Below are 13,452 nucleotides of genomic sequence, written 5' to 3' on the forward strand. Positions count from 1 at the left end.
GTGTTCAGTCCTTTTCGACGCCTTTCATACAGGCCAGTCCCGTCTCCTCATCCTGCTTGCACTGATAGACCCGGATCCAGTCTATCACGAAAGCGGCGGGCAGCGTGTCCTTGCCGATGCCCTTGTCGTTATTGTCCTCCGCCAATCGCCCCCCGATCGCCAGATTGGCCATCAGGTAGAAGGGCTGGTCGAACGGCGCAACCGGATTTCCCGCCGCGCGCGGCGATGCGGTGCGCCACTGGTCGGCGGTGACGTCCCAATAGAGCCGCCCGTCGAGGAAGAAGCGCATCCGCCCCTTGCCCCATTCCAGCGTCCAGACGTGGAAATCATCCGAGGGCAGCGCGAGGTCGGGCAGTGCGACGCGACGCTCGATATGCGTGTTGCGCGGCGGCGAATCGCCGAAATGCAGCGCGCTGAGCGTGCGGTTCTCGCCCCGATCGCCCGCGCAGACGGTGCAGGTGGCGCCCATGTTGACCGCTTCCAGAATGTCGATCTCGCCCGACAACGGCCAGCCGCCATAGACGTTGTCGGCCGGCATCATCCACACCGCAGGCCAGGTGCCCTGCCCCTTGGGCACCTTGGCGCGGAACTCGATCCGGCCGTATCGCCAGCTCGCCAGGCCCAGGGTACGGATTTTGCCCGAGCTATAGGGTTGGGTGACGGTCGGGTTGGGCGTCGCGGCGATCTCCGGCGGCCGGTCGGGGCCGGTGAAGCGTTCCTTGCGCGCCATCAGGTGCAGCATCCCGTCGGCAACCCGGATGTTGGCATCGCGGTCGGTATAGCATTGCTGCTCGTTGTTGCCGCCGCCCCAGCACGACACTTCCGGCCGCCATTTGGTCGGATCAAGCGCGGTCCCGTCAAATTCGTCGGACCAGACCATTTTCCAGTCGGGTGCCGGAGCCGCGGTCTTGGTCTGCGCAGCCGCCGGGCCGGCCAGGGCCAGCAGGACGATCGAAAGGTGGGGCAGCCACTTCATGCGTTTCTCCTCTTGCGATCCCGGCGGGCTTTACCCGGCCGCGCGTCTGTCGAGCCAAAAAAGGGCGGGCCTGGGCCATGCCCGGACCCGCCCCGAAACCCGCCCGACCGGCGCCGCGCGATCAGAAATTGAAGCGCGCGAGGAAGGTAAAGCGCCGGTCGTTGCGGAACGCCGATCGCGTCACGCGGGTGCCGTCGAAATCGATGACCTGGCTGGTCTGGGTGACTTCGTCGAGCAGGTTCACGCCCTGGACGCCGACCTTCAGATTCTTGTTCACCGTGACGAAGATCGAACCGTCAAGCTGACCGGTCGCTTCGCCATAGATGGGCGAGAACGGGAAGATGACGTCGCGCGGCGTCTGGAGGAAGTCGGAGCGCCAGTTATAGGCGACGCGCGCCGACAGGAACGACTTTTCATAGAACAGGGTCGCGTTGACCGTGTGTTTCGACACGCCCGCCAGCGGCAGATTGCCGGTGAACGGGCTTTGTTCGGCACCCAGGTTGCTGTTGTTGAAATCACCCGCATCGACATAGGTATAGGTGATCTGCGAACCAAAGCCGCTCAACGGGCCGGGCAGGAAAGTATAGGTCTGCTGATAGGCCAGCTCCACGCCCTTCAACGTGCCGCCGTCGCTGTTGACGGGGCCGTTGACCAGCACGTCGGTCGACACGCCGCTGCCGCTGGTGAAGTTGCGCACCACCGCGCCGCCATTGACGATCCCGCTGATGTCCTTGACGAACCCGGCGAGCGTGATGGAGCCGACGCGATCGAAATACCATTCGAACGACAGGTCGTAGTTCCACGCCTGGGTCGGTCGAAGCAGGCGGTTGCCCGTGAAAATCTGGAACAACGGCCCGGTGTCGAGCGTGCCGGCGGAGCGCAGGTTCGTGGTATTGTCCGAAATCGCGCCCCCGGTGGCGAAGGATGACAGGTCGGGCCGGAAAATCCCCCGCGACACCGCGCCGCGCACCAGCATCCCGTTGCCGAAGTCGATCCGCGCGTTGAAACTGGGCAGCCAGTTGTCGAAATCGATGTTGGAACTGTCGTCGATGATTTCGCTGGTGAAGACCGAGGCAAATTGCGCCAGCCGCTGCGGCGACAGGCTGCAATAGCCCGGTGCCACCTGGCCGGGCTGCAAGTTGCCGCACGCTTGCTGAAGCTCGGCGACGCTCACCCGGCCGTCGCCATTGCCGCCCGGCGGTGCATCGAAAAAGTCGCCGGCCGGGAAATTGATCTGCCCGCCGCTGCGCACCGTCGTCTTGACATAGCGCAGACCGACATTGCCGGCGAGCGTCACGTCGCCACCCAGGTCGGCACCGAAATCGGCACGCGCATAGACGCCGAAAGTGCTTTCATCGACGTCGGAAATCTCGCCCGCCGTCCACGGCCCGCCCGCCACGACATTGGAGCGCGCGGCGAGCGGAATCCACGCATTCGGGGTCAGCGTGAAATCGGTGATCGCGCGCGCCTGGTCGCGGATCGATCCGCTGAGATAGTCGGCGACCAGATTGTCGCCGCCAAAGAAGAACGCAGATCCGTCGCCCAGCGGCACGGGGGCGTTGCCGCGCTGGAAATTGCTGCCGAACGGGTCGCGCAGCGTCGACGAACCGGGGAAGTCGCGGACATAGGCACCGCCAGGTCCGAAAACCTGTGGATCCGCGCCGTTCCAGTTGCCGCCGCGCCCGGTCCATGGCGCCCCCAGATTGCCCCAGTTGGAAAAATTGGCGTTGCGGGTCACCCGGTTGCGGTCGCCCCAGCGCGCACCGAACCGCGCCTTCTTGAAGAACCCGTCCTCGCTGACGTCATACTCCGCGTCGAAGCGCATCGTGGTCAGCTCGCCTTCGTTGCGCACCTGATTGTCGATCAGGAACCAGTAGAAGGTGTTGGCGGGATCGTTGAAATAGCCCGCCGGCGAATTGGTCGCGCCGGGCTGGAGAAACTGGACCTGCGGCGTCGTGCCCGAATTGTCGATGAAGACGTCGGTATAGGTCTGCATCGTGCCGATGAAGCCTTCCTCGGTCCGGTCCGAATTGATCTTCTGCAATTCGATGTTGAAGCGCAGCCGGTCGGTCGGCTCCAGCTTGAGCGTCAGCGAATAGTCCTCGGTCATCGCCTCGTCTTCGCGCTGGAAGCGAAGCAGCTCGGTCGGGATGCCGCGCCCGCCGTTGAACGGCTGCGCCTGGGTCAGCGTGCCGGTGACGAACTGGTTGCCCTGGAACACCGGCGTCGTGCCGGGCGCGGGCACCGGAAACAGTGCGTCGTCATTGACCAGCGCCAGAATCGCGAATTCGTCCAGCGTCGCTTCGGTCTCCGCGCGCAGATATTCCAGCGTCAGCGTGGCGCGGCCGTCGCTGCTCTGCCACTGGCCGACCGCCGAATAGGCATTGCGGTCGCGGGTCAAATCGGTGGTGCGCACCCCGGCACCCTTGGGCACGAACACCGCGCCGGCGGGCGGGAAGGCGGAGGGGTCCAGCGGATCGCCCGAAAACCCCCCCGATCCCACCGCGCGGACGCGGATGCAGCCGGCATCGAGCGTGCGCGCACGATAACAGGGGTCGGTGATCTGTGACGCATCGGTGCGCGTCACCAGTTCCGACTGGGCATAAGCGAGCTGAAGCCCGAAGGTGCCGATCCCGGTTTCAAAGGTGTTCGACGCCAGGATCGAAAAGCCGGGCGACCATTCCTTGGCCAGATCGCCATAATTGCCCTCGACCGTGCCGGCGATGCTGAAGCCGCGCTTGTCCAGCGGCTTGCGCGTGACCAGGTTGACGGTGCCGGAAATGCCGCCGTCGATCATGTCGGCGGTGCCGTTCTTGAATACTTCGACCCGGCCGAGCAGTTCGGGCGACACGTCGTTGAACGACAATTCGCGGCCGCCATTGGCGGAGAAGATGTCGCGGCCGTTCAGCTCGGAGCGGACGAAGGGCAGGCCGCGGATGATGACGCCCGACCCCTCGACCGAAAAGCGGTCGGGGTCGTTGCGTTGTTCGAAGCGCGAGATGTTGATGCCGGGCACGCGCTGCAGCGCCTCCGCCACCGATCGGTCCGGCAATGCGCCGATATCTTCGGCCGTGATGACGTCGACGACGGTGTCGGCGTTGCGCTTGATCGTCTGGGCGCTGGCGAGCGACCGGCGGAAACCGGTGACGACAATCTCGTCGTCGGCGGGCGTTGCGGTCCCGTCGTCGGCAGGCGCGGGCTGGGCAGTGCCGTCCTGCGGTTCGGCGGCGGTCTGCGCCAATGCCGGTGGTGCGGTGAACGCGGCGAGCGCGAGGCCAGATGCCGTGGACATTGCCGCCAGGCGCGATGCGCGCGCGATGCCGCTCATGGGTTTGCGTGCCAAACCAACCTCCCCTCAAAACCTGTTTCGTGCCGGCTATGACTGCTGGCCTCGCCACGGATAATATCGGCAATTGAGAGCGTTCACAAGCGCGAAATATGAACGTTCACATGTTGGTGATTTGCGCTATGTTTCGCCCTGCCGCATCAACCGGGGCAGCAAGACCAGCCGGGACGCGCGCACGCAGGAGAGGATCGGGGACATGGCCATCGAGCATATCGTCATCGTCGGCGGGGGCACCGCAGGCTGGATGGCAGCGGCGGCGCTATCGCGGCTGCGTGCGGGCCGTCCCGTTTCGATCACGCTCATCGAATCCGAACAGATCGGCACTGTCGGCGTCGGTGAGGCGACCATACCGCCCTTTGTCGATTTCAACCGCCTGCTCGAAATCGACGAGCGCGAGATGATGTCGTGCGTGCAGGGCAGCTTCAAGCTGGGCATCCAGTTCGTCAACTGGGGCCGGATCGGCGACAGCTACATCCATCCGTTCGGCAATTACGGCTATGAGATGGACGGTATTTCGTTCCACCATGTCTGGCACCGATATCACGTCGCCGGAGACAACCGCCCGATCCAGCTGTTCAACATGGAAACCATGGCGGCGCATTTCGGCCGTTTTGCCCGCACCGCCGATTATCAGCGCGACGATCTGCCGCCGGTCAACTACGCCTATCATATCGACGCGGGGCGCTATGCCCGCTTCCTGCGCACCTATGCCGAGCAGCGCGGCGTGGTGCGGCGCGAGGGCAAGGTGGGCGATGTCGCGATCGACGGCGAAACCGGCTTCGTCACGTCGGTAACGCTCGATGACGCGACGATCATCGCCGGCGACCTGTTCATCGACTGCTCGGGCTTCCGCGGCCTGCTGATCGAGCAGGCGCTGCACACCGGCTATGAGGACTGGTCGCATTATCTGCCGTGCGACCGCGCCGTCGCGCTTCCCTGCCTGCGTGAGGATGGCAGCCCGCCGCTGCCCTATACCCGCGCCACTGCGCACAGTGCCGGCTGGCAGTGGCAGGTGCCGCTCCAGCACCGCAACGGCAATGGCCACGTCTATTGCAGCAGCTTCATGGCCGACGATACCGCGCTCGACATCCTGGTCGGGAACATCGCGGGCAAGCCGGCCGCCGATCCCAACTGGCTGCGCTTCGTCACCGGGCGGCGCAAGAAGTTCTGGAACAAGAATGTCGTCGCGCTCGGCCTGGCGGCGGGGTTCATGGAGCCACTCGAATCCACGTCGATCCACCTCATCAACACCGGCATCAACAAGCTGATCGCGCTCCTCTCGCTAGACGGGGTGACGCCGGTGCAGGAGGCAGCCTTCAACCGGCTGACGGGCAAGGAATATGCGCGCATCCGCGACTTCCTGATCCTGCATTATAAGTCCACGGCGCGTGACGACAGCGACTTCTGGAATCATTGCCGGACGATGGCGGTTCCCGACAGTCTGGTCGAGAAGATCGAGCTGTTCCGCCACAATGGCCAGATCTTCCGCGAGGATGACGAACTGTTCACCGAGACGAGCTGGGCGGCGGTGATGATGGGTCAGGGCATTGCGATGCAGGGCCACAACGCGATGGCCGACAGCCTGCCCGAACCGACGACGCGCCAGGAGTATGACGCCATCGAACAATCCATCCAATATGTCGTCCAGCACATGCCGAGCCATGCCGACTATCTCAGCCGATACTGCCCGGCGGCGGCCTAGAACCAGAGGCGGATGCCGGCGACGAACTGGGTAACGCTGGGGTCGGTGCCGGCCGCGCGCGCGAAGTCCGCGCCGCGACCGGTGCGCCAGCTTTGCTCGACGCCGATATAGGGGGCGAACTCGCGCACGAATTCATAGCGTAACCGCACGCCGAAATCGAACTGGTCGAGCCCGGCCCCCACGCCCAGCATCGGGATATCCTGGGCGGCGAGATTGGCTTCGATACGGGGTTGAACGATCAGGCGCTGAGTGATGCGCTGGTCGAGCTCAGCCTCGATCCGCGCGGTCAGGTCGCCGCGATGCGACAGTAACAGGGCTGCGTCGATCTCGAACAGATAGGGCGCGAGCCCCTGGATGCCGACGACCGCATGGGTCGTGTCCGGCCCGGCGATGTCGTGGCGAATGCCGGCCTGCACATCGAAGAACGGCGCGATCGCGCGCGCATAGAGCGCCTGCACCTCGGCATCGTCGGGGGCGCCGCCGAACGCCCCTTCGCCTTCGCTCTTGAACCACAGCCGCTCGGTCGGTCCGCCATAATAGCCCTGTATGTCCCACAGATAGCCGTCGCGGCCATCGCGCATCTGGACTTCCGCCCGATCGACCTGGAACCAGAACAGCGGATAATCGCCGTGCATCTGCTGCAACGCGCGCCGCGACGCCCGCATCGCCTCGGCGCCCCAGATCGCATCGGCGGCGCGCGGCGGGCCGCTGCCGGCCCCGGGCGGGGGTGGCGTCTCGACGCTGGGGGCCTCAGCCGGCGGGCTTGGCGGGCTTGGCGGGGCCGGCATTGCATGTCCCGCGTGCGGATCGGCCATCTGGTGCCCGACGTGCGGGTCGGCCTGAACCGGCGGAAGCGTCGGTTTGGGTGTCGGCGCAGGTGAGGCTTGATGCGCGCTGTGGCTGCCATGGCCGCCATGGCCGCCATGATCCTGGGCCTCGGCAGGCGTGGCCGCCACCGCGACGGCGAGCGCCAGCACTGGGCCATGGGCGAGCGTCACGCCGGCTGCTCCGGCCCCATCACGGTCACCGTCTGCATCATGCCGCCATGCATGTGATAGAGCAGGTGGCAGTGAAACGCCCAGTCGCCGGGTTCGTCGGCGGTCAGGTCGAACGTCGCGCTGGCGCCCGGCTGGACGATCATCGTGTTCTTGCGCGGCTGGCTTTCGGCAGGCTGGCCGTTGACCAGTTCAAAGAACATCCCGTGCAGATGGATGGGGTGCGCCATCATCGTGTTGTTCACCAGCTTGACGCGTACCCGCTCGTTCCAGGCAAAGCGGATCGGCACGTCGCTGACCGCCGAATACATCCGGCCGTCGAACGACCACATATAGCGTTCCATGTTGCCGGTCAGGTGAAGCTCGATCAGTCGCGTCGGCGCGCGAACCTCGGGGCGCGGATCGCGAGCGGCGAGCATCCGGTAATTGAGCACGCGGTGCGGCACGTCGCGCAGGCCGAGCCCGGGGTCGCCCATTTTGTCGACCGGCGCCATCGCCACCATGTCGATCCCCGGCCCCACCGCCACGTCGGGCGGCAGCAGTGACGTGTCGCGCATCTTCATGCCGGCCATGTCCATCGCGGGATCGGACCTTGGCTTCGCATCATCGGCGGTCATGCCATGGCCCATCGCACCATGGTCCAGCGCGCCGTGGTTCATCGTGCCATGGTCCATCGTGCCATGACCCATGTTCGCATGATCCATGCCGCCTTCACCGGTGGCACCGTGATTCGCCGCGCCATGGTTCATGCCCATGTCGCCCATCGTCAGCACCGGCGGATCGCGCAGCGGCGGCACGTCGGCGCGCAATCCCGGGGCGCTGGCCAGCGTGGCGACCGCCATGCCCGATCGCTCCATCGATTCCGCCACGATGGTATAGGCGGGCGCCGAACCCGGCTCGACGATCACGTCATAGGTTTCGGCGGTGCCGATCTGGAACTCGTCGACCTCGACCGGCCGCACCGGCTGGCCGTCGGTGGCGACGACCTGCATCGCCAGGCCCGGGATGCGCACGTTGAAGAAGCTCTGCGCCGACCCGTTGATGACGCGCAGGCGGATCCGCTCGCCGGCGCGGAACAGATATTCCATCCCCTCGCCCGGCCCCCGGCCATTGGCGAGAAAGGTGTACGTCGGTGCGCCGATGTCCGCAATGTCGGTCGGCATCATGCGCATCCGGCCCCACATCCGCCTTTCTTCCGCCGACATCTGATAATCGTCGGTCAACGTGTTCTGGCGATAGTTGAAATAGCCGCCGCCGGTGCGCAGCCGGTTCATGATGAAATGCGGGTCGAGCGTGGTGAACTCGCTGAGCAGCAGGATGTAGTCGCGATCGACACGCAGGGGATCGCCGCCGCGCGGCGCGATGATCATCGGCCCGTAATGGCCGGACTGTTCCTGCAGGCCGGAATGACTGTGGTACCAGTAGGTCCCGGCCTGGCGAACGGGAAAATCATAGGTGAAGGTCTCGCCCGGGCGGATGCCGGGAAAGCTGATGCCGGGCACGCCGTCATACTGGAACGGCACCAGCAGGCCGTGCCAATGCACCGAACTGTCGACGTCGAGCCTGTTCGTGACGTTCAGGCGGACGCGCTGGCCCTCGACCAGGCGGATGAGCGGGCCGGGCACGCTGCCGTTCACCGCGACGCCGGGACCGCGCCGCCCCTCGACCACGCGATGGCCGCTGCCGATCGTCAGGTCGATCACCTCGCCTGACACCTCGTCGAAGCCGGCCGGGATCGGGCCGCCGCGGCGCGGCGCGCGGTGCATCGAATGCCCCTGCGCCCAGGCCGGCATCGTCAGCAACGATGCGCCGGCACCCATGCCGGCCAGCACCGATCGCCGTGAACGTGAATGCACCATGGTGTTGCCTGTCCTTCGCCGCGCCGATACTATACCCCCCTTGGGTATTCAAGCGGGTCGGCGAGATGGGTAGGCACAAGGCGGAAATCCGCAATCGGCTGAAGCGAATCGAGGGGCAGGTGCGCGGCGTCATCCAGATGGTGGAGGACGATCGCTATTGCATCGACATCCTCCATCAGGTCCAGGCGATCAAGGCGGCGCTCGGCAAGGCCGAGAGCGAGATCCTGAAGGACCACGCCGCCTGCTGCGTCGGCGAGGCGATCGCCGCGGGCGACGCCAATGAACAGCGTGCCAAGTTCAACGAGCTGATCGAGCTGTTCGAAAAAGTGAAGCGCTGAACGAACCGACGGCCGGGCGGCCGGCAACGGCGATCAGCGGTGATTGGCGACGACGCTCGCGACGACGGTCTGCATCAGCTGCTGGCGCTCGGGAATCGGCCGGCGCGTGTCGCCGATCAGGACCGCGATCGCATAGCTCTTGCCGTCGGGTGCGGTCAGAATGCCGACATCGTTGAAGCCCGCGGTGCGGCCAAAGAAATCCTGGCCGGTCCCGGTCTTGTGCCCCAGCACCCAGCCGGCAGGCACCGCACCCTTCAGCCGCGCGCGGCCGGTGCGCGATTCCTGCATGGTGGAGATGAGCAACGTCGTCGATCCCGCCGACAACAGCTCGCCCCGCTTCAGCCGGGCAAGCGCGTTGGCGATCGCCGCCGCCCCCGCCCCGTCGATCGGTTCGGCGACATAGCTGTCGAACGCCGCCTGACGCACTTCGCGCGGCAGCTTGGCACGGGCCGCCTCGAACGCGCGGCCCATCGCATAATCCTGCTTCCATTCCAGCCCGGCGGTGCGCGACTGGAGCAGCCGTTCGCCGGGGCCGAAGCGGATATTGCCGAGATTGCGGTCGGCGATGAAGCCGCGCACCGCCTGCGGCCCGCCGACCAGCTGGAGCAGCCGGTCATTGGCGGTATTGTCGCTCATCGTCATGGCGCGGCGGAACAGTTCGCCCACCGTCGTCCGATAGCTGCCGTCCTTCATCAAGCCGGCGATCGGCTGATGGAACAGCGTCAGGTCGTTGCGGGTGATCGTCACCGAATCCTCGAGCCGCACGCGACCCTTGTCGCGCGCATCGAGCATCGTCATCGCCACCCACAGCTTGCTGACGCTTTGCTGCGGCATGCGCTGGTCGCCGTTCTTGGCGACCATCCAGCCTTCATCGATGCTCTTGACCGCGATGCCGACCTTGCCCCCGAATTCGGTCGCGATCGCGTCGATGCCCGTCACCAATGCCGCGGGGGCCACGGGAGGCGGCGGCGCGGGGCGCACCGCGGCAGGCACCGGCATCACCGCCCGCGGGGCCGGGGCCGCGCTGAGCGTCGGGGCGGGGGTGGAGGGGGCGACACAGCTGAGCAGAATGAACGGCGCGAGCCCGGCCACCGTCGTCGCACGCTGGCGTTTCGTAAAGGGCTGAAACCCCGTCATTTCCCTCGCTCGCTCATTGCCGGGACCATGCCTGCTTCCGCGTGAACACCAAATGTAGGCAGACACAGCTTGCGACAGGCCGCAAGAAAGCAGCGACGAGCCGTGTTTTCGGCGAGTCGAGCCGCGGAACCTTCGGCCCTTCAGGGGAGGAGGACGGTATCGACGGCGGTTTCAAGCCGATCGGGGTAGTCGAGCGTGTAGTGGAGGCCCCGGCTTTCGCGCCGCTGGAGCGCGCAGCGGACGATCAGTTCGGCCGATTGCAGCAGATTGCGCAGCTCGATCAGGTCGGGCGTAACGCGGAAATGGCCGTAATAGTCGTTCACTTCCTCGGTCAGCAGGCGGATGCGGTGCGCCGCGCGCTCCAGCCGCTTGGTGGTGCGGACGATGCCGACATAGTTCCACATGAAGCGGCGGATTTCGGTCCAGTTCTGCTTGATGACGACTTCCTCGTCGGAATCGGTGACCCGGCTCTCGTCCCAGGGGCGAATGGCGGGCGGCGGCGGCAGGGCGTCCCAGTTGGCCGCGATGTGCGCAGCGGCGGCTTCCCCGAACACGAAGCATTCGAGCAGGCTGTTCGACGCCAGGCGATTGGCGCCGTGCAGGCCGGACTGCGTGACTTCGCCCGCCGCATACAGCCCGGGCAGGTCGGTGCGCCCGTCGCGGTCGACGACGACGCCGCCACAGGTATAATGCTGGGCCGGCACCACCGGGATCGGCTCGTGCGTCATGTCGATGCCAAGTCCGGTCAGCTTGGCATGAATGGTCGGGAAATGCGCGGCGACGAAGTCCGCGCCGCGATGGCTGATGTCGAGATGGACGTAATCGAGCCCGAACCGCTTGATCTCCGCGTCGATCGCGCGCGCCACCACATCGCGGGGTGCCAGTTCCAGCCGCTCGGGATCGTAATAGGCCATGAAGCGCTTATGCGTGACCGGGTTGATCAAATGCCCGCCCTCGCCCCGCACCGCCTCGGTGATCAGGAAATTCTTGACCTCGAGGTGGAACAGGCAGGTCGGATGGAACTGCATGAACTCCATGTTGGAAACGCGCGCGCCCGCCCGCCACGCCATGGCGATGCCGTCACCGGTCGCGCCGCGGGGCGCGGTGGAGAACTGATAGGTGCGCCCCGCCCCGCCGGTCGCCAGCACCGTCGCGCGCGCGGTGAACAGCTCGACCCGCCCGGTGGCGCGGTTGACCGCATAGACGCCGTGGACATGGCCCGCGCCCGAATAGCGCAGCTCGTGCCGGCTGGTGGCCAGGTCGATGCAGATCATGTCGGGGACAAGCGTGATGTTGGGATTGGCATGCGCGGCCTTCAGCAACGCTTCCTGCACCGCCCAGCCCGTCGCGTCGTCGACATGGACGATGCGGCGGTGGCTGTGCCCGCCCTCGCGCGTCAGGTGCAGCGTGTTGCCGTCCATGTTGAACGGCACGCCCAGCTCGACGAGCCGCGCGATGGCGGCGGGCGCGCCCTCGACCACGAACTCGACGGTGGCGCGATCGTTGAGGCCCGCGCCGGCTATCATCGTGTCCTCGACATGATTGTCGAACGTGTCGCCGGGTTCGAGCACCGCGGCGATGCCGCCCTGTGCCCAGGCAGTCGACCCTTCGTTCATCGCCCCCTTCGCCAGCACGGTGACGCGGAACCGGCCGGCCAGGTTGAGCGCGGCGGTAAGCCCGGCCGCGCCCGAGCCGATGACGAGAATGTCGGTGGAATTCGGGTCGTGGGTCAAGCGCATCGCCCCTGAGGATGGAACAGTGCGCTTATGAAGGCGGTTGCGTGGGGCTTGGCAAGGGTCTGCGAGATGGGGGGCTATGGCATGGCGCGTTTCGGGCGCAGCGACACCCCGGCGCGTTCGGTGCGCAGTGACCAGGGCCAGCGCAACGGATTCCACCCGGCGCTGCCATCCACCGAGAAGCTGATGAACTCGGCGCGCCCCGCGATGTTCTCTACCGGAATAGCGCCACCCAAGCCGGTTTGCGCAATCGGTACGCGGCTGTCGGCGCTGTTGTCGCGATTGTCGCCCATGACGAAAACGTGGCCGGCCGGCACGACATAGGGTGGCGTGTCATCGGCGGCACCGATGCCATTTTCTATCGTGTCATAGGAGGTTCCGTCGGGCAGCGTTTCGCGAATGATGTGCAGGCTGCACGATCGCCCGCCGCGCGACAGCTGACCGCCGCCGCGACATGCGAAGTTGGGATCGACCGGGAAAGCACGTCGACCCAAGTCGGTTGTATGGACGCGACGACCGTTCAACCAGAGCCGTCCATTGACCATCTGCACCTGGTCGCCGGGCAAGCCAATGACGCGCTTGATCCAATCCTCGCTGCGCCGGTCGCGATCGGGCGGCGTGAAGACCACGACATCCCCTCGTCGAGGCACCCGTCCGAACAGCCGCCCCGGCAGGGGCGGCAGCAAGTGAAAACTGGGCGAGATGAATGACCAGCCATAGCGAAATTTCGAGACGACAATGTTGTCGCCGGTCATCAGCCCCGGAAGCATCGATTCAGATGGGATGTAGAACGGCTTCACGATCAGGCTGTTCAGCGCAAACGTGCCCAGCATCAGCACGGCGAAGAAACGAAGCTCCGAACGCCATTTCGACGCGGCGGGCAGGGAAGTGTCGGGGGCGACCATCGCGACGGACTGTGCGCCGCCGTCGCGACGGTCCAGCCTGAAGCCGTCCGGACGCCGCGCCTTTCGTGTCCGGACAATGCGGTGACGGGCGCAATCAGGAGGGTCGGGTGCTAACCCGCGCGATACTCGCTTCGGCTGACGACGCCGTCGTGATTGCGATCGAGCTGGTCAAAGCTGGGGAGCGGCGGTCGTGCCGACTGCGCCAGCGACGGCGCGGCAACACCGGCACCGAGCACCGCGCCGACCATCCACGCGGCGGCGATCCGCCATGCCGCCGACTGACGGCGCGCCGGACGCGCCAGCTCACCCGCGAGATGCCGGTCGATCAGATCGCGCAGCGCGCCGCTGGCGGTGCGGTCTTCCAGCTGGCACTGTGCGATGAACGCCGATTTGACCTGATCAGGCAATCGGATTTCGATCGTCACATTCTTCTTGAGGTCGCTCGACATCACCTGCGT

General features: G+C 66.1%; 10 protein-coding genes. 2 read left to right on the plus strand and 8 right to left on the minus strand.

Features of this window, described 5'->3' with window-relative positions; genetic code table 11:
• Window positions 1-4: 4 nt before the first annotated feature.
• Complete coding sequence (locus GO308_RS10510) at window positions 5-976, minus strand: glycoside hydrolase family 16 protein (RefSeq protein WP_240885402.1); 972 nt, start codon at window positions 974-976, stop codon at window positions 5-7.
• Window positions 977-1,097: 121 nt separating this feature from the next.
• Window positions 1,098-4,268, minus strand: coding sequence for a TonB-dependent receptor (locus GO308_RS10515; RefSeq protein ID WP_240885403.1), 3,171 nt, complete (start codon window positions 4,266-4,268; stop codon window positions 1,098-1,100).
• 250 nt (window positions 4,269-4,518) lie between these two features.
• Between GO308_RS10515 and GO308_RS10520 the strand changes: the two genes are divergently transcribed.
• The gene (locus GO308_RS10520; protein ID WP_240885404.1) at window positions 4,519-6,024 is read left to right on the plus strand and encodes a tryptophan halogenase family protein; all 1,506 of its coding nucleotides are present in this window, start codon (window positions 4,519-4,521) and stop codon (window positions 6,022-6,024) included.
• Here the strand turns inward: GO308_RS10520 and GO308_RS10525 are convergent.
• Together GO308_RS10525 and GO308_RS10530 are read right to left on the minus strand one after the other, a co-directional pair.
• Complete coding sequence (locus GO308_RS10525; RefSeq protein ID WP_240885405.1) at window positions 6,021-7,022, minus strand: copper resistance protein B; 1,002 nt, start codon at window positions 7,020-7,022, stop codon at window positions 6,021-6,023. The two genes, GO308_RS10520 and GO308_RS10525, sit on opposite strands and share 4 nt — an antisense overlap.
• A complete protein-coding gene (locus GO308_RS10530) occupies window positions 7,019-8,878 on the minus strand; it encodes a copper resistance system multicopper oxidase (protein ID WP_240885406.1) in 1,860 nt (619 codons plus the stop codon). The genes GO308_RS10525 and GO308_RS10530 overlap by 4 nt, the downstream gene beginning before the upstream one ends.
• A 65-nt stretch (window positions 8,879-8,943) precedes the next feature.
• Here GO308_RS10530 and GO308_RS10535 point away from each other — a divergent pair, with 65 nt between their 5' ends.
• On the plus strand, window positions 8,944-9,216 hold the full coding sequence (locus tag GO308_RS10535; protein WP_066483404.1) for a metal-sensitive transcriptional regulator: 273 nt from the start codon (window positions 8,944-8,946) through the stop codon (window positions 9,214-9,216).
• A gap of 33 nt (window positions 9,217-9,249) precedes the next feature.
• On the opposite strand, the gene GO308_RS10540 is transcribed toward GO308_RS10535, so the two are convergent.
• From GO308_RS10540 to GO308_RS10555, 4 genes are all read right to left on the minus strand, one after another.
• Entirely contained in the window at window positions 9,250-10,353 is a 1,104-nt protein-coding gene (locus GO308_RS10540; protein WP_066549420.1) for a serine hydrolase, read from the minus strand.
• Window positions 10,354-10,493: 140 nt separating this feature from the next.
• Window positions 10,494-12,086, minus strand: coding sequence for an L-aspartate oxidase (gene nadB, locus GO308_RS10545; RefSeq protein WP_240885407.1), 1,593 nt, complete (start codon window positions 12,084-12,086; stop codon window positions 10,494-10,496).
• A gap of 80 nt (window positions 12,087-12,166) precedes the next feature.
• A complete protein-coding gene (gene lepB, locus GO308_RS10550) occupies window positions 12,167-12,994 on the minus strand; it encodes a signal peptidase I (protein ID WP_240885408.1) in 828 nt (275 codons plus the stop codon).
• A 110-nt stretch (window positions 12,995-13,104) separates the two neighbouring features.
• A complete protein-coding gene (locus tag GO308_RS10555; RefSeq protein WP_240885409.1) occupies window positions 13,105-13,443 on the minus strand; it encodes a hypothetical protein in 339 nt (112 codons plus the stop codon).
• Window positions 13,444-13,452 lie beyond the last annotated feature (9 nt).

It is taken from the genome of Sphingomonas sp. SFZ2018-12, from assembly GCF_022496715.1.
GTDB lineage: Bacteria > Pseudomonadota > Alphaproteobacteria > Sphingomonadales > Sphingomonadaceae > Sphingomonas.